The following is a 25,491-nucleotide window of genomic DNA, read 5'->3' as shown; positions in this document are numbered from 1 at the left end:
CTGCCATGAGCAAAAGAAAGCTGATCCCATTGCTGATCTACATCCTGTTTCTGCTGGTGCCGATCTATTGGCTGCTGAACATGTCCTTCAAGAGCAACACCGAAATCCTCAGCGGCCTGACCCTGTTTCCGCAGGACTTCACCTTGGCCAACTACAAGGTCATCTTCACTGATCCGGCCTGGTACACCGGCTACCTCAACTCGCTGTATTACGTGAGCCTGAACACGGTGATTTCCCTGAGCGTGGCGTTGCCGGCCGCCTATGCGTTCTCGCGTTATCGCTTCCTGGGCGACAAGCACCTGTTCTTCTGGCTGCTGACCAACCGCATGGCGCCCCCGGCCGTGTTCCTGTTGCCGTTTTTTCAGCTGTACTCCTCGATCGGTCTGTTCGATACGCACATCGCCGTGGCCCTGGCGCACTGCCTGTTCAACGTGCCGCTGGCCGTGTGGATCCTCGAAGGCTTCATGTCCGGGGTGCCCAAGGAAATCGACGAAACGGCCTACATCGACGGCTACAGTTTCCCCAAGTTCTTCGTGAAGATCTTCATCCCGCTGATCGGCTCCGGGATCGGTGTTACGGCATTTTTCTGCTTCATGTTTTCCTGGGTCGAGTTGCTGCTGGCGCGCACCCTCACTTCGGTGAACGCCAAGCCGATCGCGGCGGTGATGACTCGCACGGTCTCGGCGTCCGGTATCGACTGGGGTGTGCTGGCGGCGGCAGGGGTACTGACCATCTTGCCCGGGATGCTGGTGATCTGGTTTGTGCGCAACCACGTGGCCAAGGGTTTTGCCCTGGGCCGGGTATGAGGAGCTGATGATGGAATGGATGAGCTGGACTGTCCCCACCGCGGTGTTTTTCATCGTCATTGGCCTGATCCTGGTGGGCATGACGACGTGGGAGCTGCGTTCTCCGAGCGTCCTACGCCGGGGTTTTTTACCGATTGCCACCACCCGTGGCGATCGGCTGTTTATCGGTCTTCTCGGTAGCGCCTACCTGCATTTGCTGGTGATTGGCGCCACCGACTGGAGCATCTGGGTAGCGTCCGCGTTGTCCCTGGTGTGGCTGTTGGCTGTGATGCGCTGGGGCTAGTCGACATCGCTCGGCAAAGTTGCTCCAAAACTCAAACAGGAGGTCTCTATGTTCGACAAAAACAATAAGCTGCGACATAGCGTTTCATTGGCAGCCATGCTGGCACTCAGCGGGTTGAGCGCTGCGGCCTGGGCCGATGCCTATGAAGACGCCGCCAAGAAATGGATTGGCAGCGAGTTCAAGCCGTCCACGCTGACGCCAGAGCAGCAGCTCGAAGAGCTGAAGTGGTTTATCAAGGCTGCCGAGCCCTTTCGCGGGATGAACATCAAAGTGGTCTCGGAAACCCTGACCACCCACGAATACGAGTCCAAGGTGTTGGCCAAGGCCTTTACCGAGATCACCGGGATCAAGCTGACCCACGACCTGCTGCAGGAAGGCGATGTGGTGGAGAAGCTGCAAACCGTGATGCAGTCAGACAAGAGCATCTATGACGGTTGGGTCAACGACTCGGATTTGATCGGTACGCATTTCCGCTATGGCAAGACTGAATCAATCACCGACCTGATGGCCAACGAAGGCAAGAACTTCACCTCGCCGACCCTGGACATCAAGGATTTCATTGGCATTTCGTTCACTACCGCGCCGGACGGCAAGATCTATCAACTGCCGGACCAGCAGTTCGCCAACCTCTACTGGTTCCGCGCGGACTGGTTTGAACGTCCGGACCTGAAGGCCAAGTTCAAGGAAAAGTACGGCTACGAATTGGGTGTGCCGGTGAACTGGTCGGCTTATGAAGACATTGCCAAGTTCTTCAGCGAGGACGTCAAGGAAATCGACGGCAAGCGGATCTACGGGCACATGGACTACGGCAAGAAAGACCCGTCGCTAGGCTGGCGATTCACCGATGCCTGGTTCTCCATGGCCGGAGGCGGCGACAAGGGTATCCCCAATGGCTTACCGGTGGACGAGTGGGGCATCCGCGTCGAGGACTGCCATCCGGTCGGCTCCAGCGTGACCCGTGGCGGCGATACCAATGGCCCGGCAGCTGTTTATGCGACGCAGAAGTACGTCGACTGGATGAAGGCCTACGCTCCACCGGAAGCCGCAGGCATGACGTTCTCCGAATCCGGCCCGGTGCCGTCCCAGGGCAACATCGCTCAACAGATCTTCTGGTACACCGCCTTTACCGCCGACATGACCAAACCGGGCTTGCCGGTGGTGAACGCCGACGGCACGCCGAAATGGCGCATGGCACCGTCGCCGCGTGGGCCTTATTGGGAAGAGGGCATGAAGCTTGGTTATCAGGACGTGGGGTCCTGGACGTTCATGAAGTCGACGCCTGAAAAACAAAAACTGGCGGCCTGGCTGTACGCGCAGTTCGTGACCTCGAAAACTGTCTCGCTGAAGAAAACCATCGTCGGCCTGACGCCTATTCGCGAGTCGGACATCAATTCGCAGGCCATGACCGACCTCGCGCCTAAACTCGGCGGCCTGGTGGAGTTCTATCGCAGCCCGGCCCGTGTGCAATGGACCCCGACCGGCACCAACGTGCCGGACTATCCGCGCCTGGCACAACTGTGGTGGAGCCACATCGCCGAAGCCGCCAGCGGCGAGAAAACCCCGCAACAGGCACTCGATGGCCTGGCCAAGGATCAGGACGCGATCATGACCCGCCTGGAACGCTCCAAGGCACAGCCGGTATGCGGGCCGAAGATGAACCCGGAACGGGATGCGCAATACTGGTTTGACCAGCCCGGTGCGCCGAAGCCGAAACTGGCGAACGAGAAGCCAAAAGGTGAAACCGTGAACTACAACGAACTGTTGAAATCCTGGGCGGATGCGCGCAAGTAAAAGCTGACCGCGAATGGCGAACGGCACCGGAAGGTGCCGTTTTCATTTGTGCCTGACACACTGCAAAGATATCGACTGACCCACCGCCATCGCGGGCAAGCCAGCTCCCACAGGTTTCTGTGGTGCCCTCAAAACCCAGGTACACCCGAAATCACCCCCCACAGGTTTCTAGGGTGGTCACATATTCCGCATGCACCGCAAATCACTGTGGGAGCTTGCCTGCAAGCGAATGCTGTCTGACATTCAACATTGATAACGACTGACCCACCGCTTTCGCGAGCTGGCTCGCTCCCACAGGTTTCAGCGGTGCTGACAAAACCTGGGAATACCCGAAATCACTGTGGGAGCTGGCTTGCCAGCGATGGGGCCGTTTGAGTCACCGCAGGAAATCCAAGCCTGAACACGGTCATTGCGCCAGGCAGGCTTTTTACGTCGGCCACACCCTGGTGAAGGCCCATGATCGAACGGACGATTGCCAACCCCAATCCGGTACTGCCCTGTGAACGCGAACGGCTGCTGTCGACGCGGTAGAAGCGGTCGAACAGGTGCGGCAGATGCTGCGCTTCAATTCCCGCGCCGGGGTTGCTGACCAGCAGCGAGGTCTGCGTCGCGCTTTGTTCTATCAGCAATGTCACGGTTTTCCCGGACGGGCAATGCCGCAAAGCGTTGGACAGCAAATTGGAGATCGCCCGTTGAATCATCAATCGATCGCCCATCACTGAAGCGCTGCCAAGCACATTCAAATGAATCTGCTTGTCCTGCGCCGACAGCAAAAACATCTCCGCCACCTTCGCCGCTTCAACCTCCAGCGCCACCGACTCAAACGGCGCCAGCGCCGACGGATGACTCACCTGCGCCAGAAACAACATGTCCGAAACAATCCGCGCCACGCGCTCCAGCTCTTCGGTGCACGACACCAGCACATCCTTGTACTCATCCACCGTGCGTTCGCGCGACAGCGTCACTTGCGCCTTGCCCATCAGGTTATTGATCGGCGTGCGCAATTCGTGGGCCAGATCATCGGAGAATTGCGACAGCTGCTGCACCCCCGCATCCAGCCGGTGCAGCATGAAGTTGATGCCTTGCGCCAGTTCGCTCAACTCCTGCGGCATGTTCACCACTGACAACCGATGCTCCAGATCCTGGGTCGAGACCATCGCCGCCACTTTGCGAAACTCACGCATCGGCGCCAACCCGCGCTGCACGGCGCCCCACGCGGTCAGGCCGATGAACACCAGCAGCAACGGCAAGGCAATCAGCGTCGAACGCAGATACGCGCTGAGCAGGGCCTGGTCGTGCGCGTTATCGATCGATAACAGCACCGGCACGCTGCTGCCATCCTTGAGGCGAATCAGCTTCGACACGGTGAGGAATTTTGCCCCCTCGGCGTCGGTACTTTCCGAATAAACCAATTGGTCGGTGGTGGCCCGCACGGCTTTCAACTCAACTCGCAGGTCGCGTAATCCGCTGCCGGATTTGAGCAGCGGCGAGCGCTGATTGACACGGTCGTAAATCGTCAGCGTGAGGTTGTCGTGGCCCATCACCTGATCGAGGAGGACATGCGGTTTACCGCTGATTTCATTGGCGTCGACGTACAGCGACAGGCTGTGCTCGACCTGTTCCATCTTTTTTTCCAGGCTGTCTCTGGACAACGCATTCAGCTCATGGGTCAGGGCGAAATAAGCGAGGATCGCCAGAAACACCACCAGCAGCGCGCCGAGGATGCTCACCGTCAAGCCAAGGCGCATCGACAGGCTGGCCGGCTTCATTCCCGCGCCTCCAGCACGTAACCGACGCCGCGCAGGGTGTGGATCAACTTGTGCTCGAACGGGTCATCGATTTTCGCCCGCAGACGCCGGATCGAGACCTCCACGACGTTGGTGTCGCAGTCGAAATTCATGTCCCACACCAGCGAAATGATCTGTGTGCGGGTCATCACCTCGCCGGACTGGCGCATCAACAGATGCAGCAGGGCGAATTCCTTGGTGGTCAGGTCGATGCGCTGTTCGCCGCGAAACGCACGATGCCGGCCGGGGTCGAGTTCCAGATCGGCGACTTTCAGCACTTGCGGCACCGGGATGTTCTCGCTGCGGCGCATCAGCGTGCGCACCCGCGCGAGCAATTCGGGAAACTCGAACGGCTTTACCAGATAATCGTCGGCGCCCAGGTCGAGGCCGCGAATCTTGTCGGCCAGACGCCCGCGCGCGGTGAGCATCATCACCCGCGTCGAATGCGTGCGACGCAGTTGCTCCAGCACGCCCCAGCCGTCGAGTTCGGGCAGATTGACGTCGAGAATGATCAGGTCATAAACATGTTGTTGCGCCAGATGCAAACCATCGGCGCCGGTGGCCGCGTGGTCAACGATATAACCACTTTCGGTCAAACCCTGATGCAAGTATTCGGCAGCTTTAAGCTCGTCCTCGATCACAAGGATTCGCATGATCAATCACCACTTTCATTGAATGGATGTGTAATTAAGGTGACCGGGAAAGTTATTGTTTTTGTAAGGTCTTCCGGGCAGGTGCTATTAACGACTAACGATTTTCCGACGGATATTTCTCCGGTTGCAGGCGTGCACGGTAAAGGGTGAAGTGGCTACAGAGTCAACCTGAGACGTGCGCCATGAGGCTCTAAAGTGGCTTTCTGCGACAGCCTGTCGCAGCGAGGCAGGCGTTTGCACATGACCTTCCTGCTCGGGCAAGTGCTGTTCAGCAGATAACTTAGACTCATTTGTTTCTATGTATTGCCAAGTTAGCTTTTTGCACTTCGCATCCTAGAGCAAAACAACTTGGCGAAACCGTGGATAACGGATTTGTAATGTTCCAGTCACCTTGTCGATAAGTTCAAAACCCTACCGTGGCGGCATCGAAAAATCCTCAATGAAGGAAGTCTTCCATTGCCCGTTTCAAGACAACTGACGGCGCGATCACGCCTGCAAAAAACAGCCAGTGGCATTCTGTTGCTGACCATTACCAGCCTCGCGGGCGCATCGACCCTGACCCTCGATCAGGCCCTGCAAACGGCGTTTGCCGGCAACCCGGATCTGGCCGCTGCGCAGTGGGAAATAGGTATCGCCGAGGGTGATCGCCAACAGGCCGGGCTGATCCCCAACCCTGAAGTCTCGTGGGAGGCTGAAGACACCCGTCGCGACTCGCGTACCACCACGGTGATGCTCAGTCAGCCGATCGAACTGGGTGGCAAGCGCGGCGCGCGCATCGACGTCGCCAGCCGCGCGCAGGACGCCGCTGGCATCGAGCTTGAGCGCAAGCGCAACACCTTGCGCGCCGATGTGATTCAGACGTTCAACAGCGCCCAGACTGCGCAGCAACGCTTGCAGTTGTCCCGCCAGTCACTGCAACTGGCCGAGCACGGTTTGCGTGTGGCGCAAGGGCGGATCGAGGCCGGTAAGTCGTCACCCGTCGAAGGCACGCGGGCGCAGGTGCAACTCTCGGAAGTGCGCCTGGAACTGAGCCGCGCCGAACGCGATCAGGCCAACGCCTATCAACAATTGGCGCAGGTCATGGGCGCGCCGCTGCCGACCTCGACCACGGTGCAAACTGCCACGCAAAACCTCGCCAACGTGCCGCCGTCGAATCGTTTGCTTGAGCGTCTGAACGAGACCGCCGAGCTGCGTCTGGCCAAGTTGCAGATCGATCAGCGTGAAGCTTCGTTGGGGCTGGAAAAGTCCCAACGCATTCCCGATCTCACCGTCAGCATCGGCAGCCAGTACAGCGAAACCGAGCGCGAGCGGGTCAACGTGGTCGGGCTGACGATGCCGATTCCGCTGTTCAATCGCAATCAGGGCAACGTCCTCGCGGCGGCACGCCGAACTGATCAGGCGCGGGATCTGCGCAACGCCACCGAGCTACGCTTGCGCACGGAAATCCAGTCCAGTCTTGAGCAATGGCAGACGGCCAACGGCGAAGTCAAAGCGTTCAACCAGACCATCCTGCCCGCCGCGCAAAGCGCTGTTGAAAGCGCCACCCGGGGTTTCGAAATGGGCAAGTTCGGCTTCCTCGATGTGCTCGATGCTCAGCGCACCCTGATCGCTGCGCGCAGCCAATACATCCAGGCAGTCAGCGAGGCGACCGACGCCCGCGTACGCATTGAACGGATCTTCGGCGACCTCAGCGTCCGCCCTTGAATTTCACTTTTCAGATCACTGTGCGCAGGTTCGGCGCAGAGGAGTTTCCATGGATAAAAAACTGATCGTGGTCGCTGCGGCGACGCTGGTTTTGGGCATCGGCATCGGCTCGATGTGGGCGGGCGATGGCGTTATCGACGCGCACGCCGATGAGGCTTCGGAACATGCCGAGCACGCGGATCACGCCGAGGAGGGCGCCGCAGCCGAGGGCGAACATGGCGAAGAAGGCCACATCGAATTGAGCACCGAGCAGATCACCGCCGCCGGCATTCAACTGGTCGAAGCGCGGGCGCAGAACATCAGCCTCGGTTTGCCGTTCCCCGGCGAAGTGCGCTTCGACGAAGACCGCACCGCGCATGTGGTGCCGCGTGTGCCGGGCGTGGTCGAGTCGGTGGCGGTCAACCTTGGCCAGTCGGTGAAAAAGGGTCAGTTGCTGGCGGTGATCGCCAGCCAGCAGATCTCCGATCAGCGCAGCGAGCAAGCCGCCGCACAACGTCGTCTGGCGTTGGCGCGCACCACCTATGAGCGTGAGAAAAAACTCTGGCAGGGCAAGATTTCCGCCGAGCAGGATTTCCTCCAGGCGCGCCAAGCGTTGCAAGAAGCCGAAATCGCCGTGAGCAATGCCCGGCAAAAAATCAGTGTGCTCAGCGGCAGTGTGGTTGCCACCGGCGGCAACCGCTACGAATTGCGTGCGCCGTTCGACGGTGTCGTGGTGGAAAAACACCTGACGCCGGGCGAGGTGGTCGATGAGTCTACGGCAGCGTTCACCCTCTCGGATTTGTCGCGGGTGTGGGTGACGTTTGGCGTATCACCGAAGGATCTGAACAAGGTACAGGTGGGCAAAAAAGTCACGGTCAGCGCAGCGGAGCTGAATGCCGAAGTGGTCGGCAGCGTGGCTTATGTCGGAAGTCTGCTCGGCGAGCAGACCCGTACTGCAACGGTCCGCGTGACGCTGGAAAACCCGCAGGGTTCGTGGCGTCCCGGATTGTTCGTCACTGCGCTGGTGGCTACCGACAGCCGCGAAGCGAAAGTCGCCGTGCCGGAAACCGCGATCCAGACGGTCGAGGACAAACCCTCGGTATTCGTCCGTACCGACGACGGCTTCGAGACGCGAGCGGTGGAGCTGGGCAGCCGCGCCGATGGTTTTGTGGAAATCACCCAAGGCCTGGACGCGGGCGCAAAAGTCGCCAGCGCCGGCAGCTTTGTCCTCAAATCGGAACTGGGCAAAGCCTCGGCCGAACATTCTCATTGATCCCGGAAGGCCCTCATGTTCGAACGCCTAATCCAGTTTGCCATCGAGCAGCGCATCATCGTGCTGCTCGCCGTTCTGCTCATGGCCGGCCTCGGCATCGCCAGCTATCAAAAACTGCCGATCGACGCCGTGCCCGACATCACCAACGTCCAGGTGCAGATCAACACCGGCGCGGCCGGGTTCTCGCCGCTGGAAACCGAGCAGCGCATCACTTTCCCGATTGAAACCGCCATGGCCGGTCTGCCGGCGCTGGAGCAGACCCGTTCGTTGTCGCGTTCGGGGCTGTCGCAGGTCACGGTGATTTTCAAGGACGGCACCGACCTGTTCTTCGCCCGCCAATTGGTCAACGAGCGTTTGCAAATCGCCAAGGAGCAATTGCCCGAAGGCGCGGAAGCCGTGATGGGACCGATCTCCACCGGCCTTGGCGAGATCTTTCTTTGGACGGTCGAAGCGCAGGAAGGCGCGCTGAAGGACGACGGCACGCCGTACACGCCAATCGATCTGCGGGTGATTCAGGACTGGATCATCAAACCACAATTACGCAACGTGCCGGGCGTCGCCGAGATCAACACCATCGGTGGTTTCGCCAAGGAATATCAGATTGCGCCGGATCCGAAACGCCTGGCCGCGTACAAGCTCACCCTCACCGACCTGGTCACCGCGCTGGAGCGCAACAACGCCAACGTCGGCGCCGGTTACATCGAGCGCAGCGGCGAGCAATTGCTGATCCGTGCGCCGGGGCAAGTGGCGAGCACCGAGGACATCGCGAACATCGTCATGGCCAACGTCGACGGCACGCCGATCCGCATCAAGAACGTCGCCACCGTGGACATCGGCCGTGAACTGCGCAGTGGCGCGGCCACGGAAAACGGGCGTGAAGTGGTGCTCGGCACGGTGTTCATGCTGATTGGTGAAAACAGCCGCACGGTGTCGCAAGCAGTCGCGAGCAAGCTTGAACAGATCAATAAGTCCCTGCCTGTCGGGGTGATCGCCGTGCCGGTTTACGACCGTACGCACCTGGTCGACAAAGCCATCGCCACGGTGAAGAAAAACCTCATCGAAGGCGCGATTCTGGTGATCGCGATTCTGTTCCTGTTCCTCGGCAACATCCGCGCGGCGCTGATCACGGCGATGGTGATTCCGCTGTCGATGCTGTTCACCTTCACCGGGATGTTCAGCAACAAGGTCAGTGCCAACCTGATGAGCCTCGGCGCGCTCGACTTCGGCATCATTGTCGACGGCGCGGTGGTGATCGTTGAAAACACCCTGCGTCGCCTGGCCCATGCGCAGCAACATCATGGGCGTTTGCTGACCCGCGCCGAGCGTTTCAAGGAAGTGTTTGCCGCGGCGAAAGAGGCGCGGCGACCGCTGATTTTCGGTCAGTTGATCATCATGGTCGTATACCTGCCGATCTTCGCCCTCAGCGGCGTCGAAGGGAAAATGTTCCACCCGATGGCGTTCACCGTGGTCATCGCTTTGCTCGGTGCGATGCTGTTGTCGGTGACCTTCGTGCCAGCGGCGATTGCGCTGTTCGTCACCGGTAAGGTCAAGGAAGAAGAGGGCGCGGTGATGCGCGGCGCACGCAAGGTGTATGCGCCGGCACTGGCCTGGGTCATGTCGCATCGCGCTGTCGCCGTGGGCGCGGCGGTGGCGGTGATCGTGCTCAGCAGCGTGCTCACCAGCCGTATGGGCAGCGAGTTTGTGCCGAGCCTCAGCGAGGGCGATTTTGCCTTGCAAGCCTTGCGCGTACCGGGCACCAGCCTGACGCAATCGGTGGACATGCAGCAGCGTCTGGAAACGTTGATTCTCGCCAAGGTGCCGGAAGTCGAGCGGGTGTTCGCCCGAACGGGGACTGCGGAAATTGCCTCCGATCCGATGCCGCCGAACATCTCCGACAGCTACGTGATGCTCAAACCCAAAGAGCAGTGGCCGGAACCGGGCAAGTCCCGCGAAACCCTGATGGCGGAACTGCAAGCCGCCGCCGCGACGCTGCCGGGCAGTAACTATGAACTGTCGCAGCCGATCCAATTGCGCTTCAACGAACTGATCTCCGGCGTGCGCAGCGATGTTGCGGTGAAAGTGTTCGGCGATGACATGGACGTGCTTAATGCCACCGCCGCGAAGATCGCCACGGCGATGCAGAAGGTCAACGGCGCGTCCGAGGTCAAAGTCGAACAGACCACCGGGTTGCCGGTGCTGACCATCAACATTGACCGCGACAAAGCGGCGCGTTACGGGCTCAACGTCGGTGATGTGCAGGACACCATTGCCGTGGCGGTGGGCGGACGGCAGGCCGGGACGTTGTATGAGGGCGATCGGCGTTTCGACATGGTTGTGCGCTTGTCCGATGCCATGCGCAAGGACATCGATGGTTTGTCGGCGCTGCTGATTCCAGTGCCTGCGGTGAACGGTACGGCCAACCAGATCGGCTTCATCGCCCTGCAGGAAGTCGCCAGCCTCGACCTGGTGCTCGGGCCGAATCAGGTCAGCCGCGAGAACGGCAAGCGCCTGGTGATCGTCAGCGCCAACGTGCGTGGGCGTGACATTGGTTCGTTTGTCAGCGAGGCGGGCGAAGTCATCGAGCGTGACGTGCAAGTACCGGCCGGTTACTGGACCAGTTGGGGCGGGCAGTTCGAGCAACTGCAATCGGCAGCCAAACGCTTGCAGATCGTCGTGCCGGTGGCGTTGCTGCTGGTGTTCGGGTTGTTGTTCATGATGTTCAACAATCTCAAGGATGGTCTGCTGGTGTTTACCGGGATTCCGTTTGCCTTGACCGGTGGGGTCATGGCGCTGTGGTTGCGCGATATTCCGTTGTCGATTTCGGCGGGCGTGGGGTTTATCGCGCTGTCGGGTGTGGCGGTGCTTAACGGTTTGGTGATGATCGCGTTTATCCGCAATCTGCGCGAGGAGGGGCGGTCGCTGTCGGATGCGATCAACGAAGGTGCGCTGACACGTCTGCGGCCGGTATTGATGACTGCGTTGGTGGCGTCGCTGGGGTTTATCCCGATGGCGCTGGCGACCGGCACGGGTGCGGAAGTGCAGCGCCCGTTGGCGACGGTGGTGATCGGCGGAATCCTGTCCTCGACCATCCTCACGCTGCTGATATTGCCGGCGCTCTATCAACTCGCCCATCGCCGGGATGAGGACTCCGTCCCTACCTGACTGTGAACACAACCCCTATGGCGAGGGAGCAAGCTCCCTCGCCATAGGTATTTCTCCGGCCTGAAAATTTTCTGTGTGGTTGCCGCACTTTCCCACATAACGAATATGTAATCCCCACGCCACCGTCACGATAGGTTCGGATTGTTACCTTGATCCCGTCAGCTACTTAAACGAGGAATCAAACATGAAATTCGCTCAGATCAGTGCCTTCACTGCAGCCCTCGCGTTGTCTTCCCTGGCCATGGCCGAAGGTGGCGGCGACCGCACTTTCGAAAAAATGATGGCCGCCAAGGACCGCTCTGTGGAGCTGTTTGTCGCCAAGGAAAAGGCTGCTGGCAATCCGGTCGTCGTCAATGAAAAGAAAGACGACAAGACCCAGGACCTGTAACCACACCGTGCTGGAACAAGCCTGTCATCGCGCATCGATGCCGGGCTTTTTTATGGAGGAGTTGAACATGAAGTTGATCAAGTCGTTGACCCTCGCCGGCGTCATGGCGATGTCCATGAATGTGTTGGCCGAGGGCGGTGGTGACCGCACGTTCGAGCGCGCATTCAGCGCCAACGCCAAAGCCATGGCGCAATACGCCGCCAACCAGGGCAAGGCGCCGCCAGTGGTGAGGGATTACGGGTACGGGATGAAGCTGGATGTGGTGAAAATCGTCAGCGTCGTGAAGCCGCAGCCGGCCTGCTCGGTCGTCCCCACCGCCATGACCTATGAAGATTCGCAAGGGCAGCTCAACACCCTCAAATACAGCGTGGCGGGCGTCTGCCGGAACAGCGGTGGATAGCCGACACCGGGGGGATTGCAATATCACGATCTGTATTTCGCTTCGGGATGTTTAAGTGTGTAGGTCAATCGCAGAACCTTCCCACAATGTTTTCAGGTTGTCCGTCGGACGTCGGCTCTCTAGTGTGTGGATGTCGCGGCCAAATCAGCGATCGGGATTGGAACCCCGTGGTTTAACTGACAGCAAAAGCATCTTTCATAACGTATTCTTGCGCACCTTGATGGTGTGCACTCCGTTATGGCGGCTGTGCGCGGGAGACTTCGAGTCTGTCGGGTTTTGCTCAATTGCCCGGGTTCCAACCTGCGTACAGCTGCTACCCCTTCGCGAGGAACCTGATGGGTCAGCTGCACCGTCAAGCTGAGTGAAAACATTATGAAAAAGCCAACGCCCAATCCGCCTGAAACAACCGTTCCAGCGGACGCCAATACAACTTCCCCCTACGTCTCGCCATTCGCAGAAGGCATCGTGGCATCGCCAGCCACTTTTTCAGGTGCGCCGGTAAGCGCTCGGCCTCAATGACCGCGTGGGGCTCCAGCATAAGGGGGTAAGTGATTCTAGACACCGGGCATAAAAAAGGCGGCCCGAAGGACGCCAAAAATTCACCTCTTACCAAAGGAGCAAGGAGCTTCTAAAGGTGAATGTGTTGTGCTCGTGAACTCAGAGAATCGCCAACGGGTATTCGACAATCACCCGCACTTCATCCAGATCGGACTCAAACGCCGTGGCGCGAGTAGTGGCGTGGCGCAAGCGCAATGACAGGTCTTTCATCGAACCACTCTGCACCACGTATTTGACTTCGATATCGCGCTCCCAGCGCTTCTGATCCGTCAGCGGATTACCTTCGGCATCCCGGCGCATGTACACCGCGTTGGCGTTGGAATAATCGGCATCAGTACCACGCGCATATCGGGTCATGAATGACAGACCGGGCACGCCGTAGGTCGTCATGTCGAGGTCATAACGCACCATCCACGAACGTTCTTTCGGCGAGTTGAAGTCGCTGTACTGGATGGAGTTGTCGAGGAAGATCGAGTCGGACTGGCGCAGGTAATCGAAGTCGTCATTACCGTTGTTGCGCTGGTGGGAGAGGGCGACGGAGTGGGCGCCGAACTTCACGCCGGCACGGCCGCTCCAGATGTTGTTATCGAACTCGCCGAGCAGTTGTTTGCCCTCATCGACAGCCTTGTAATAGTTCAGGCCGCCGAACAGCGACAGGTCATCGGAGAGCGGATAGGTCCAGGCGGTACCGGCGTAATACTGATTCCAGGCGTCTTTGAGACGGCTGGAGTAGAGGCTGAAACTGAGGTTTTTGTTCAGTACATAGTCGCCGCCGCCGTAAGCGATCCACGGCGAATTGACCGGGCCGGCGTAGAAGGTCGCGAAATTCTCGCGCATGTCGCTGGACACCGGTTGGCTCATAGCGTGCAGTCGACCGCCCTGAACCGATAGACCTTCAATGCTGGTGTTGGTCGCCGTCACGCCGCGAAAGCTTTCTGGCAGCAAACGAGAGTCACCTGCCGCCACTACCGGGTTGGCCGGGAATACATCACCGACCCTGACCACCGTATCGAACGCCCGCACTTTCGCGGCGCCCCCGACCTTGGTGTATTCGTCCCGCGCCTCGCCGTCACTGTTGACCGGCAGCACATCAACGGAACTGCGGCCACCGTTGCGCCCGTCACCGGTGTCGAGTTTCAAGCCGATCATCGCAAAAGCATCAACACCGACCCCGACGGTGCCTTGGGTAAATCCGGATTCGAACTTGCTGATTACCGCATGTGCCCAGGCTTCGGAATAACCATTGCCGGTAGGGCTGGACTGGCCGTTGCGGTGATCACGATTGAAGTAGAAGTTGCGGTTGAGTACCGTCAGGCTGCTGCCTTCGACAAAGCCCTCAGGCTTGTCTTCTGCAAACACCATGGACGGCCCGGAGCCGACCACCACCGCTAAAGCGGCCATCGACATTTTTGTATTGTTAACCATCAAACACTCCTTGGGTTCGGCAGAACGGGAACGCGCTTCGGCGTGGGTTTTATTGTTCGACGGACAAGGGGCCGCCGGCATGGTCGCCGGGTGACATCGTTGCAAGCTGCGGATAACGCCAAGGTGATGGGGGAATTACAATTTCGTCATGTGCGTTTGATTTGAACTCAATCGGTGTGTGGGATTGTTTGTTTCCTCGCTTTTATCGGAATCCTTTACCAGATAATGCTTGGTGGTCCGTAGTTTGACTTTGCCTTCGCGCTGATCTGCCAAGGATTTCAAGCCGTCCAGTAGTTCGGAAAAAATGTCTCGTTTGATTGTTCCTCCGTGCCTCGATTGATCTTTTCAGCAATTACTGAGGATAGAGAAGTGCCTCAATTCTGGCTGTAGGACGAACCTGACCTTCTTGCAAGGGCTTTCGGTGGAGCAACAAGAGACTTCGCGATTGACGTGTCGGAACAATCCACAGCACTATCCGAACATGACTGCCCAACACCGAATGAACATGATGTGCTCCTCTATGACCGCTTCCGGCGGGCCATAAGGTCATACGTGTTTGTCATTTGACGGCTACCCAAAGCCCCGCCAGAAATGGACGGGGCTTTTTCATTGCCCGTCCGCACATGGCGCATGGAGAGAGAAATGTTCGAAATCAGGAGAGCGACCCTGGACGATGCCCAGATTGCCTTCGATATCCGGCGACTAGCGATTCGGCATCAATGCATCGGTGCCTACAGCCAGCAGCAAATGCTCGATTGGACGAGAGGTTCGGCCGAGGACGGTTACGACACACTCATGGCAAAGCATTTCTATTTGGGGTGCGTGGACGGTGAAGCGGTAGCGACCGGGATGCTAGATCTGCAGCATCGTGAAATCGGTGCGATCTTTATTCTTCCTGATTTCATGCAGCGGGGGTTGGGTCAGCGTGTCCTGTATTTTCTTGAAAATCTGGCGCGGGAACTGGGGCTGGCAGAGGTGTGTCTGGACGCAACGTTGAACGCTGCCGATTTTTACCGGCGCTGCGGTTACGTCGGAGAGGGGAGTGCGATTTACCAATCACCTTCAGGGCTGCAACTGGCGTGTGTACCGATGGTGAAGAACCTTTGATTCCATTGTGGCGAGGGAGCTTGCTCCCGCTGGACTGCGCAGCAGGCCCCGCTTCTCAGCTGAACAGCGGGGTCGTTTCGCGTCCCAGCGGGAGCAAGCCCCCTCGCCACAAAAAACGGCACCCGAAGGTGCCGTTTTGTTTTCTACCGATTACCGCCAAGCGATCAACCCGCCAATACCGCCTGCTGAACCAGGGTCAGCAACGGCTGTGGGTACACGCCGAGGAAGAAGGCGACCACAGCGATGGCCAGCAGCATCACGCCGCCTGCACGTTGTTCCCAGTGCAGTTGCGCATCGTGGCGACGCAGGTTCGGCTCGATCAGGTACAGGGTGACCATCACGCGCAAGTAGTAGAAGACGCCGATGGCGCTGCCCAGTACCAGGGAACCGACGAGCCACCATTGATGCGACTCGACGCCGGTGGCGATGATGTAGAACTTGCCGATGAAGCCCGCAGTCAGCGGGATACCCGCCAGGGACAGCATCATCACGGTCAGTACCGCAGTCAGGTACGGACGGCGCCAGAACAGGCCGCGGTATTCGTACAGGGCATCGGCGTCACGGCCGTTGTACGGCGAGGACATCAGCGTGATTACGCCGAAGGCGCCGAGGCTGGTGATGACGTAGGTGACCAGGTACACGCCGATGGCTTCCACGGCCAGGCCCTTGCTCGCCACCAGGGCGATCAGCAGGTAACCGAAGTGCGCGATGGACGAGTAACCCAGCAGACGCTTGAGGTTGCTCTGGGTCAGGGCCAGCAGGTTACCGAACAAAATCGACGCGATGGCGATGATGGTCAGCACGTCACTCAGCACACCGCTGCTTGCGGCTGGGGAGATCTGGAACAGACGCACCATCACGGCGAACACAGCGACTTTCGACGCGGTGGCCAGGAACGCGGCCACAGGTGCCGGAGCACCTTCGTAAACGTCCGGGGTCCAGAGGTGGAACGGTACCAGCGACAGCTTGAATGCCAGACCGACCAGCATCATGCCCAGGCCCAGTTGTGCCAGCGAGCTCGGCAGGCCGGTGGCCGCGAGGGCCTGGCCAATACCGACGAAGCTCAGGCTGCCGGAATCGGCATACAGCAGGGCCATGCCGAACAACAGGAATGCGGAACCGGCGGCCGACAGCACCATGTATTTGATGCCGGCTTCCAGCGAACGCTTGTTGAAGAAGGCATACGCCACCAGACCGTAGACCGGTACCGACAGCAGTTCCAGACCGATGAACAAGCCAGCCAAGTGCTGCGCGCTGACCAGCACCAGACCGCCGAGGGCGGACATCAGGATCAGCAGGTACAGTTCTTCACGGTTGCCCGGGTAACCCGAGCCGCCATCGCCGAGGTAGGCGTGGGCGAGGGTTACACAAGCGAGGGTGGCGACCAGGATCAGCGCCATGTACAAGCAGGCGAAACTGTCGATTTGCAGCAATGGGGTTACGGCCAGAGGCGCAACTTTCAGGGCAGGCAGGATCGACAGCAGCGCCAGGTTCAGACCTGCCACGGAAATCAGGAAGGTCTGCGAGTGGTTACGGCGCCAGGCAATCGCCAGCATCACCACGATGATCGTGACGGTGGTGATCAACAGCGGCGCCAGCGCGATAAAGTGTTGAGTCGTGAATTCCATAGCGCTCTTACCGGGCCGAAGCGAGTTGAGTGAAGGCGGTACTGAGCCATTGCTGCACGCCATGCATCGTGGCGGCAGAAGTATCGAGGAACGGTTGCGGGTATACGCCGAGGTAAATCAGCAGTACCGCAAGGCCCAGCACCATGATCAGTTCGCGAGCATCCATGCCATGCAGCACCGCGTCCGATTTGGACGGGCCGAAGTAGGCACGGTGAATCATGATCAGCGAGTACACCGAACCGAACACCAGGCCGGTCGTGGCAATCGATGTGATCCATGGAGCGCTGGCGAACGTGCCGATCAGAATCAGGAACTCACCCACGAAGTTACCGGTACCCGGCAAGCCCAGGGACGCGGCAGCAAAGAACAGGCTGATGGCGGGCAGGTAGGCGATCTTCGACCACAGGCCGCCCATCTGACGCATGTCGCGGGTATGGGTGCGCTCGTACAGCTGGCCGCTGAGGATAAAGAGCGCCGCTGCCGAAACACCGTGCGCCAGCATCTGCATCACTGCGCCCTGCAGCGCGAGCTGGCTGCCGGAATAGATGCCGATCAGCACGAAGCCCATGTGGGAAACGGACGAGAAGGCAATCAGACGCTTGATGTCGGTTTGCGCGAACGCCAGGAATGCGCCGTAGAAAATCCCGATCAGACCCAGGGTCATGGCGATCGGTGCGAACTCGGCCGAGGCATTCGGGAACAGCGGCAAGGCAAAACGCAGCAGGCCGTAGGCGGCGGTTTTCAACAGGATACCTGCCAGGTCGACCGAACCCGCAGTTGGCGCCTGGGCGTGAGCATCAGGCAACCAGGAGTGGAACGGCACGACTGGCAGCTTCACCGCGAAGGCAATGAAGAAGCCCAGCATCAGGATGTACTCGGTGGTGAGCGACATCTTGGTTTTCAACAGGTCGGCGTAGTTGAACGTGATCACGCCGGTGTTGTTGAAGTTGACCAGTACCAGACCGAGGATCGCCACCAACATGATCAGGCCGGAAGCCTGGGTGAAGATGAAGAACTTGGTCGCCGCGTAGATCCGGGTTTTCTTGCCGTCCGAAGAACTGTGACCCCAGAGCGCGATGAGGAAGTACATCGGCACCAGCATCATTTCCCAGAAGAAGAAGAACATGAACAGGTCGAGGGCGAGGAACACGCCGACGACACCGCCCAGGATCCACATCAGGTTCAGGTGGAAGAAGCCAACGTGACGCTGGATCTCTTTCCACGAGCACAGTACCGAGAGGATACCCAGCAGGCCGGTCAGCAGGATCATCAACAGCGACAGGCCGTCGAGGGCCAGGTGCACGCTGATGCCGAAACGCTGGATCCAGGTGTGCTTGAACTCAAGCGCCCAGGTTGGATCGGCGCCAGGCGCCGGGGCAAATGAATAGTTGCCGGTTGCCCACAGCCAGAGGCCAAGAGCGAGCAACAGGGACATGGTGATCAGCGCAATCCAGCGCGGGAGGGTAGCGCCGAAGCGCTCAGCCATCCAGCACAGCAGGCCGCCGATGAAGGGGATCAGGATTAGCCAAGGCAGAATCATGACGGGCTCAATTCCTTTCGCAAGTTCGCAAGGTTCATATTCAGACCGCTACCAGCACAATGGCGCCGATGACCAGCACGGAGCCGGCTGCCATCGAGGCCGCGTACCAACGCAGTTGACCGGTTTCGGTACGGCTCAAGGCGGTGTGGCCGCCCTTGGCCATACGCGGGATCAGGCCGATGGTCTGGTCCAGCGGGTCTTTGCGCAGTACGTGGCTGATCGCCAGGTATGGCTTGACGAACAGTTTGTCGTAGATCCAGTCGAAGCCCCAGGCGGCGAACCACCAGGCCGAAAGGAAGCGGCCAATGCCGCTGTTGGCGATTGCAGTAACGAAACGACGCTTGCCGAGGAACAGCAAGGCAGCCAGCAGGATACCGGCCAGGGCGATGGCGCCCGAGGCGATTTCCAGACTGTGCTTGGCTTCGCCGCCGGCATGGCCGACGCTTTGCGGCAACACACCGTGCAGTGGCGGAACGATCATCGCGCCGATGGCGGTGGACAATACGATCAACACCGACAGGGGCAGCCAGTGAGCGATGCCATGACCGGCGTGCGCTTCAGTCTTCGCTTCACCGTGGAACGCGATGAAGATCAGGCGGAAGGTGTACAGCGAGGTCATGAACGCGCCGACCAGACCTGCATACAGCAGACCGTGGTTGCCGCTGGCAAACGCCTCCCAGAGGATTTCGTCCTTGGAGTAGAAGCCTGCGGTCACCAGTGGCAGGGCCGACAAGGCCGCGCCGCCGACGATGAAGCTGGCGTAGGCCAGTGGCAGTTTCTTCCACAGGCCGCCCATCTTGAAGATGTTCTGCTCATGGTGGCAGGCGACGATCACCGCACCGGAAGCGAGGAACAGCAGCGCCTTGAAGAAGGCGTGGGTCATCAGGTGGAAGATCGCACCATCCCAGGCACCAACGCCCAACGCCAGGAACATGTAGCCGATCTGGCTCATGGTCGAGTAGGCGAGGATACGTTTGATGTCGGTCTGCACCAGTGCAGCAAAACCGGCCAGCACCAGGGTCACACCGCCGACGATGCCGACCAGTTGCAGGATGTCCGGGGCCAGGGCAAACAGGCCGTGGGTACGGGCTATCAGGTAGACGCCGGCGGTGACCATGGTCGCGGCGTGGATCAGTGCCGAAACCGGAGTCGGACCGGCCATCGCGTCCGCCAGCCAGGTTTGCAGTGGCAGTTGCGCGGATTTACCCACGGCGCCACCCAGCAGCATCAGGGTCGCCAGGACGATCCAGAAATCACCGACCTGGAACTTCTGCGGTGCCAGTACCAGCAGTTCCTGGACATTGAGCGTGCCCAGTTGCACGAACAGGATGAACAGGCCGATGGCCATGAACACGTCGCCGATGCGGGTCACGATAAAGGCCTTGAGTGCCGCGTTACCGTTGTTGCGGTTGCTGTAGTAGAAACCGATCAACAGGTACGAGCACAGGCCCACGCCTTCCCAGCCGAAGTACAGGAACAACAGGTTATCGCCCAGGATCAGGAACAGCATGCTGGCGATAAACAGGTTGGTGTAGGCGAAGAAGCGCGAGTAACCGTCTTCACCGCGCATGTACCAGGACGCGAACAGGTGGATCAGGAAACCGACGCCCACTACCACGCCGAGCATGGTTACGGACAGGCCATCCAGGTACAGCGCGAAGTTCGGCGTAAAGCCTTCAACCGCCATCCACTGCCACAACACCTGGGTGTAGTGGCCGCCTTCCGGCGGGGCGACGTTGAATTGCCAGATCACGTAGGCCGTGACGATGGCAGACAGGCCGATGGAGCCGACGCCGATCAGCGCCGAAAGGTTTTCCGAAAAGCGTCCCCGGGAGAACGACAGCAGCAGGAAACCTATGAGAGGGAATACGAAAGTCAGATAGAGAAGATTCATCCGCGCATCTCGCTGGCAGCGTCGATATCGAGAGTGTGGAAGCGGCGATACAGCTGCAACAGAATCGCCAGGCCAATACTGGCCTCGGCGGCTGCCAGGCTGATCACCAGGATGAACATGATCTGTCCATCCGGCTGGCCCCAGCGGCTACCGGCGACGATGAACGCCAACGCGGAGGCATTCATCATGACCTCCAGGCTCATCAGCACGAAGAGAATGTTGCGGCGGACCATCAGGCCGACCAGACCGAGGCAGAACAGGATGCCGGCGACCGCCAGACCATGCTCCAAAGGGATAGCAGGCATCGTCATTGCTCCTTGGCTTCGTTACGGCCCAAGTGGAACGCCGTGACGGCTGCAGCGAGCAGCAGCATCGAGGCGAGTTCAACCACCAGCAGGTAAGGACCGAACAGGCTGATGCCCACGGCCTTGGCGTCTACGGTGGTGTGGCCGATGGCCTGGCCGCTCTGATGGGCGAACAGCACATACAGCAGTTCAGCCAGCAGCAGCACGCCGAGGATGGTCGGGCCGAGCCAGATGCCAGGCTTGAGCCAGACGCGCTCTTGCTGAACCGAGGCCGGGCCAAGGTTGAGCATCATCACCACGAACACGAACAGCACCATGATGGCGCCAGCGTAGGCAATCACTTCCAGGACACCGGCAAACGGTGCGCCGAGGGCGAAGAACGTCATGGCCACGGCGATCAGCGAAATGATCAGGTAGAGCAGGGCGTGCACGGGGTTGGTGTGAGTGATCACGCGAAGCGTGGACACCACAGCGATACCCGATGCGAAATAGAAAGCGAATTCCATCTTTCTTCCTTAAGGCAGCAAGCTCTTCACGTTGATCGGTTCGGCTTCATTTTGCGCGGCGCCCTTGGGCTTACCGGCAATGGCCATACCTGCAACACGATAGAAGTTGTAATCAGGGTTTTTGCCGGGGCCGGAGATCAGCAGATCTTCTTTCTCGTAAACCAGGTCCTGACGTTTGAACTCGGCCATCTCGAAATCCGGTGTCAGCTGGATCGCGGTGGTCGGGCAGGCTTCCTCGCAGAGGCCGCAGAAAATGCAGCGCGAGAAGTTGATGCGGAAGAACTCCGGGTACCAGCGACCGTCATCGGTTTCAGCTTTCTGCAGCGAGATGCAACCGACCGGGCACGCCACGGCGCACAGGTTGCAGGCTACGCAACGCTCTTCGCCATCAGGGTCACGGGTCAGAACGATACGGCCACGGTAGCGCGGCGGCAGGTAGACCTGCTCTTCCGGGTACTGCAGCGTGTCACGCTTGCGGAAGGCATGGCCGAAGATCATCACCAGGCTGCGAAGCTGGGTGAAGAAACCATGCACGATGTCAATTATGTACTTCATGATTCTCTATCCTCACTGAGCCGCGACGGCGGGCGTGTTGAGCAACACGATCGCAGCGGTCACCAGCATGTTGACGAGGGTCAGCGGCAGGCAGAACTTCCAGCTGAAATCCATCACTTGGTCATACCGTGGGCGCGGAATCGAGGCGCGCAGCAGGATGAAGATCATGATGAAGAACGCGGTTTTCAGCGCGAACCAGATGAACGGGATCTGCGGCAGAATGCCGAACGGGCCATGCCAGCCACCGAAGAACAACGTCACCAGCAGCGCCGAAATCAACACGATGCCGATGTACTCGCCAACGAAGAACATGCCCCATTTCATGCCGGCGTATTCAATGTGGTAACCGTCGGCCAGTTCCTGCTCCGCTTCTGGCTGGTCGAACGGGTGACGGTGAGTCACGGCGACGCCGGCGATGAAGAAGGTCAGGAAACCGAAGATCTGCGGAATGATGAACCATAGGTTCTGCGCTTGATATTCGACGATGTCGCGCATGTTGAACGAGCCGACCTGGATCACGATGCCCATTAGCGACAGGCCCATGAACACTTCGTACGACACGGTCTGCGCCGAGGCCCGCAAGCTGCCCAGCAGGGCGAACTTGTTGTTACTCGACCAGCCGGCGAACAACACCGCGTAGACCGACAGGCCTGCCATGGCGAAGAAGAACAGGATGCCGATGTTGATGTCCGCCACGCCCCAGGTCGGGGTGATCGGGATGATCGCGAAGGCAATCAGCAGGGCGCTCATGGCCACGACCGGTGCCAGGGTGAAGATCATCTTGTCGGCGAACGGCGGAGTCCAGTCTTCCTTGAAGAACATCTTGATCATGTCGGCCGCGATCTGGAACGCGCCGAACGGGCCGACGCGGTTCGGACCGTAACGGTCCTGCCAGAGGGCAAGCAAACGACGCTCGACCCAGCTCAGCAGCGCGCCGCACACCACCACGGCGAGCAGAATCACGATGGCCTTGAGAACCGCGATGATCACGTCAATCACTTCAGGCGTGAACCAGGTCATTGAGCTGCCTCCTGCAGACCGTCAACGGATTTGCCGAAGATCGCCGGTGGAATCCCGGCGATACCCGCTGGCAATGCAACCAGACCGGCACCCAGCTCTTCGTTGATCCGCAGTGGCAGACGCAGGGTCTGGCCGGCCACGTTCAAGCTGAGCAAGGCACCCTCGTTGACACCCAGGCGATCGGCTTCGGATTTGGCCAAAGCGACATAAGCAGCCGGAATACGCTCTTGAACCGGCGCGGCCTTGGAAGAGTTCTCTTCGCTGCCGAACAGGTGGAAGAACGGCACGACCTGCCAGGTACCCGGAGCCGGGTTGAATGCACGCGGTACAGCGGCGAACCAGTTCAGCGAATCGCCGGTGCTTTCGATCAGGCGGGTGCCTGGGTCGCCAGCGCGGATGTGACCACCGACTTCGTCCTGGAACTTGTTCCAGGCTTGCGGCGAGTTCCAGCCCGGGGACCAGGCGAATGGCACTTGCTGACGCGGTTCGACCGAGCCCGAATAACCTTCCATCGAGAAGTTGAACGCGGTGTCGTTGTCCTGCGGTGTACGCGGTTCGTGCACGCTGATGTCGGCGCGCATGGCGGTACGACCGGAGTAACGCAGCGGTTCACGGGCCAGTTTCATGCCCTTGATGCGGAACGCGGCGGACGGTGCGGCATCGACGATACGGTTCAGTTGCGGCGTGCTGGCAGCAACGGCAGCGGTAACGTGGTCCAGCTGGGTCCAGTCGATCGGCTGGTTCAGCAGGGTGGCACGCAGGGCATGCAGCCAGCGCCAGCCTTCGTGGACCAGAATGCTCGCGTCCATGTACTTCGGATCGAACACCTGGAAGAAGCGCTGGGCGCGGCCTTCCTGGCTGACCAGGGTGCCGTCGCCTTCAGCAAAGCTGGCAGCGGGCAGCACCAGGTGCGCACGATCGCTGGTGGCGGTCTTCTGGTGGTCGGCAACGATCAGCACTTTCGCAGCGTTCAGGGCAGCATCAACCAGCGCCTTGTCGGTACGGGTGTACAGATCGTTTTCCAGCACGACCAGTGCGTCGGCCTGGCCATCGATCACGGCCTGCAGCGCTTCGTCGACCGAGTTGCCACCCAGCATGGCCAGGCCGAGGCTGTTGGCCTCTGGCACGATCAGGCTGATGGAACCGTTCTTTTCGCGCAGCTTGAGGGCTTTGGCGATGTTGGCAGCGGCTTCGATCAGCGCCTTGGAACCCAGGGAGGTGCCGGCGATGATCAGTGGACGCTTGGCGGCCAGCAGGGCGTCGGCAATGCGTTGGGCCAGTTCAAGGGCTTCGGTGTCGAGGCCTTCAACTGCTGGAGCGCTGGCGTCGAGGGCATGAGCCACGGCGAAACCGATGCGCGCCAGATCGTCTGGAGCGGCGTGCACGCACTCTTCGGCGATATCGTCGAGCTTGGTTTCAGCCAGGCTGGCGATGAACAGCGGGTTCAGCGCGTGCTGGCCGATGTTCTTCACGGCGGCGTCGAGCCAGGGCTGGACGCGCATGGCGTCGGCCATGTCTTCAGCCTTGCCCTTGACCGACTGACGCAGGGACAGTGCCATACGGGCAGCGGTCTGGGTCAGGTCTTCACCGAGGACGAAGATCGCGTCGTGGTCTTCGATGTCGCGCATGTTCGGGATCGGCAGCGGGCTGTCTTTAAGCACCTGCATGACCAGGCGAATGCGTTCCAGCTCGGCGGCTTCGATACCGGAGTAGAAGTGCTCGGCGCCGACCAGTTCGCGCAACGCGTAGTTGCTCTCGAGGCTGGCACGGGGCGAACCGATACCGACGATGTTGCGACCGCGCAGCAGGTCAGCGGCTTTATCCAGCGCTTCGTCGAGGCTCAGCTTGGCGCCATTGGCCAGCAAAGGCTGACGAGGGCGGTCTTCGCGGTTGACGTAGCCATAGCCGAAACGGCCACGGTCGCACAGGAAGTACTGGTTGACCGAACCGTTGAAGCGGTTTTCGATACGACGCAGTTCACCGTAGCGCTCGCCCGGGGAGATGTTGCAACCGCTGGAGCAGCCATGGCAGATGCTCGGCGAGAACTGCATGTCCCACTTGCGGTTGTAGCGCTCGGAGTGAGTCTTGTCGGTGAACACACCGGTCGGGCAGACCTCGGTGAGGTTGCCGGAGAACTCGCTTTCCAGGGTGCCGTCTTCAACGCGACCGAAGTACACGTTGTCGTGGGCGCCGAATACACCGAGGTCAGTGCCGCCGGCGTAGTCCTTATAGAAGCGCACGCAGCGGTAGCAAGCAATGCAGCGGTTCATTTCGTGGGAAATGAACGGGCCCAGTTGCTGGTTCTGGTGGGTACGCTTGGTGAAGCGATAACGGCGCTCGTTGTGGCCGGTCATCACCGTCATGTCTTGCAGGTGGCAGTGACCGCCTTCCTCACAGACCGGGCAGTCGTGAGGGTGGTTGGTCATCAGCCATTCGACGACGCTGGCGCGAAACACTTTCGCTTCTTCGTCTTCGATGGAGATCCAGCTGCCGTCGGTGGCGGGCGTCATGCAGGACATGACAATCCGACCACGGGTATCGTTGGCGTCGGTGTACTGCTTGACCGCGCACTGGCGGCAAGCGCCAACGCTGCCTAGGGCGGGGTGCCAGCAGAAATACGGAATATCGAGGCCTAGCGACAGACATGCCTGTAACAGGTTGTCTGCCCCGTCGACTTCGAGCTCTTTGCCGTCTACGTGGATAGTGGCCATGGTTCAAAGTTCTTCG

General features: G+C 59.8%; 20 protein-coding genes and 1 pseudogene. 9 read left to right on the top strand and 12 right to left on the bottom strand.

The genetic code is table 11. The features are described 5' to 3' along the window. Nucleotides 1-5 precede the first annotated feature (5 nt). From EQV97_RS13730 to EQV97_RS13720, 3 genes are read left to right on the top strand one after another with little or no spacing between them, the layout of a single operon-like run. Complete coding sequence (locus EQV97_RS13730) at nucleotides 6-806, top strand: carbohydrate ABC transporter permease (RefSeq protein ID WP_045062323.1); 801 nt, start codon at nucleotides 6-8, stop codon at nucleotides 804-806. A 10-nt stretch (nucleotides 807-816) separates the two neighbouring features. Next, complete coding sequence (locus tag EQV97_RS13725) at nucleotides 817-1,089, top strand: DUF2160 domain-containing protein (RefSeq protein ID WP_045062321.1); 273 nt, start codon at nucleotides 817-819, stop codon at nucleotides 1,087-1,089. A 48-nt stretch (nucleotides 1,090-1,137) separates the two neighbouring features. Then, on the top strand, nucleotides 1,138-2,880 hold the full coding sequence (locus EQV97_RS13720) for an ABC transporter substrate-binding protein (RefSeq protein ID WP_045062319.1): 1,743 nt from the start codon (nucleotides 1,138-1,140) through the stop codon (nucleotides 2,878-2,880). Nucleotides 2,881-3,215: 335 nt separating this feature from the next. On the opposite strand, the gene EQV97_RS13715 is transcribed toward EQV97_RS13720, so the two are convergent. Together EQV97_RS13715 and EQV97_RS13710 are read right to left on the bottom strand one after the other, a co-directional pair. After that, nucleotides 3,216-4,649, bottom strand: a complete 1,434-nt coding sequence (locus EQV97_RS13715) for a heavy metal sensor histidine kinase (RefSeq protein ID WP_122839263.1) — start codon at nucleotides 4,647-4,649, stop codon at nucleotides 3,216-3,218. Beyond that, entirely contained in the window at nucleotides 4,646-5,320 is a 675-nt protein-coding gene (locus EQV97_RS13710) for a heavy metal response regulator transcription factor (RefSeq protein ID WP_240889080.1), read from the bottom strand. The genes EQV97_RS13715 and EQV97_RS13710 overlap by 4 nt, the downstream gene beginning before the upstream one ends. Before the next feature lie 456 nt (nucleotides 5,321-5,776). On the opposite strand from EQV97_RS13710, the gene EQV97_RS13705 reads away from it, so the two are divergent. The 5 genes from EQV97_RS13705 to EQV97_RS13685 all read left to right on the top strand — a co-directional run bounded on the left by EQV97_RS13705 (nucleotide 5,777) and on the right by EQV97_RS13685 (nucleotide 12,226). Then, on the top strand, nucleotides 5,777-7,024 hold the full coding sequence (locus EQV97_RS13705) for a TolC family protein (RefSeq protein WP_240889079.1): 1,248 nt from the start codon (nucleotides 5,777-5,779) through the stop codon (nucleotides 7,022-7,024). 49 nt (nucleotides 7,025-7,073) lie between these two features. Then, nucleotides 7,074-8,276 carry an efflux RND transporter periplasmic adaptor subunit gene (locus EQV97_RS13700; RefSeq protein ID WP_122839261.1) on the top strand — a complete coding sequence of 401 codons (1,203 nt, stop codon included), beginning with the start codon at nucleotides 7,074-7,076 and terminating at the stop codon, nucleotides 8,274-8,276. 15 nt (nucleotides 8,277-8,291) lie between these two features. Next, nucleotides 8,292-11,438 carry a CusA/CzcA family heavy metal efflux RND transporter gene (locus tag EQV97_RS13695; RefSeq protein WP_122839260.1) on the top strand — a complete coding sequence of 1,049 codons (3,147 nt, stop codon included), beginning with the start codon at nucleotides 8,292-8,294 and terminating at the stop codon, nucleotides 11,436-11,438. Between the two features lie 184 nt (nucleotides 11,439-11,622). After that, complete coding sequence (locus tag EQV97_RS13690; RefSeq protein WP_122839259.1) at nucleotides 11,623-11,826, top strand: co-regulatory protein PtrA N-terminal domain-containing protein; 204 nt, start codon at nucleotides 11,623-11,625, stop codon at nucleotides 11,824-11,826. Between the two features lie 67 nt (nucleotides 11,827-11,893). Beyond that, a complete protein-coding gene (locus EQV97_RS13685) occupies nucleotides 11,894-12,226 on the top strand; it encodes a DUF2790 domain-containing protein (protein WP_122839258.1) in 333 nt (110 codons plus the stop codon). Nucleotides 12,227-12,883: 657 nt separating this feature from the next. Here EQV97_RS13685 and EQV97_RS13680 read toward each other — a convergent pair. Then, a complete protein-coding gene (locus EQV97_RS13680) occupies nucleotides 12,884-14,209 on the bottom strand; it encodes an OprD family porin (protein ID WP_240889078.1) in 1,326 nt (441 codons plus the stop codon). 228 nt (nucleotides 14,210-14,437) lie between these two features. Further along, nucleotides 14,438-14,527, bottom strand: a pseudogene (locus tag EQV97_RS28995) (transcriptional regulator); the annotation flags it as partial. 324 nt (nucleotides 14,528-14,851) lie between these two features. Between EQV97_RS28995 and EQV97_RS13670 the strand changes: the two are divergent. Then, nucleotides 14,852-15,316, top strand: coding sequence for a GNAT family N-acetyltransferase (locus tag EQV97_RS13670; RefSeq protein ID WP_122839256.1), 465 nt, complete (start codon nucleotides 14,852-14,854; stop codon nucleotides 15,314-15,316). A 164-nt stretch (nucleotides 15,317-15,480) separates the two neighbouring features. Here EQV97_RS13670 and nuoN read toward each other — a convergent pair whose 3' ends face one another. The 8 genes from nuoN to nuoG are packed head-to-tail and all read right to left on the bottom strand — an operon-like array spanning nucleotide 15,481 to nucleotide 25,475. Then, nucleotides 15,481-16,944 carry an NADH-quinone oxidoreductase subunit NuoN gene (nuoN, locus tag EQV97_RS13665; RefSeq protein WP_122839255.1) on the bottom strand — a complete coding sequence of 488 codons (1,464 nt, stop codon included), beginning with the start codon at nucleotides 16,942-16,944 and terminating at the stop codon, nucleotides 15,481-15,483. A gap of 7 nt (nucleotides 16,945-16,951) precedes the next feature. After that, nucleotides 16,952-18,484 (bottom strand): NADH-quinone oxidoreductase subunit M, encoded by a 1,533-nt coding sequence (nuoM, locus tag EQV97_RS13660; protein WP_122839254.1) that lies wholly within the window; start codon nucleotides 18,482-18,484, stop codon nucleotides 16,952-16,954. A gap of 40 nt (nucleotides 18,485-18,524) precedes the next feature. Continuing rightward, complete coding sequence (gene nuoL / locus EQV97_RS13655) at nucleotides 18,525-20,378, bottom strand: NADH-quinone oxidoreductase subunit L (RefSeq protein WP_045062313.1); 1,854 nt, start codon at nucleotides 20,376-20,378, stop codon at nucleotides 18,525-18,527. Further along, nucleotides 20,375-20,683, bottom strand: coding sequence for an NADH-quinone oxidoreductase subunit NuoK (gene nuoK / locus EQV97_RS13650; RefSeq protein WP_007905077.1), 309 nt, complete (start codon nucleotides 20,681-20,683; stop codon nucleotides 20,375-20,377). The genes nuoL and nuoK overlap by 4 nt, the downstream gene beginning before the upstream one ends. A gap of 2 nt (nucleotides 20,684-20,685) precedes the next feature. Beyond that, on the bottom strand, nucleotides 20,686-21,189 hold the full coding sequence (gene nuoJ, locus EQV97_RS13645) for an NADH-quinone oxidoreductase subunit J (protein ID WP_225568606.1): 504 nt from the start codon (nucleotides 21,187-21,189) through the stop codon (nucleotides 20,686-20,688). A 9-nt stretch (nucleotides 21,190-21,198) separates the two neighbouring features. Then, nucleotides 21,199-21,747, bottom strand: coding sequence for an NADH-quinone oxidoreductase subunit NuoI (gene nuoI / locus EQV97_RS13640; RefSeq protein WP_045062308.1), 549 nt, complete (start codon nucleotides 21,745-21,747; stop codon nucleotides 21,199-21,201). Nucleotides 21,748-21,756: 9 nt separating this feature from the next. Further along, on the bottom strand, nucleotides 21,757-22,764 hold the full coding sequence (gene nuoH, locus EQV97_RS13635) for an NADH-quinone oxidoreductase subunit NuoH (RefSeq protein WP_028623953.1): 1,008 nt from the start codon (nucleotides 22,762-22,764) through the stop codon (nucleotides 21,757-21,759). After that, a complete protein-coding gene (nuoG, locus tag EQV97_RS13630) occupies nucleotides 22,761-25,475 on the bottom strand; it encodes an NADH-quinone oxidoreductase subunit NuoG (RefSeq protein ID WP_122839252.1) in 2,715 nt (904 codons plus the stop codon). Before nuoG ends, nuoH begins: the two co-directional genes overlap by 4 nt. Nucleotides 25,476-25,491 lie beyond the last annotated feature (16 nt).

Source organism: Pseudomonas sp. TMW22090, from assembly GCF_022496665.1.
GTDB classification, from domain to species: Bacteria; Pseudomonadota; Gammaproteobacteria; order Pseudomonadales; family Pseudomonadaceae; genus Aquipseudomonas; species Aquipseudomonas gregormendelii.
Note: the sequence above shows the minus strand (reverse complement) of the source record. Positions and strands in the feature narration are given on the sequence as shown.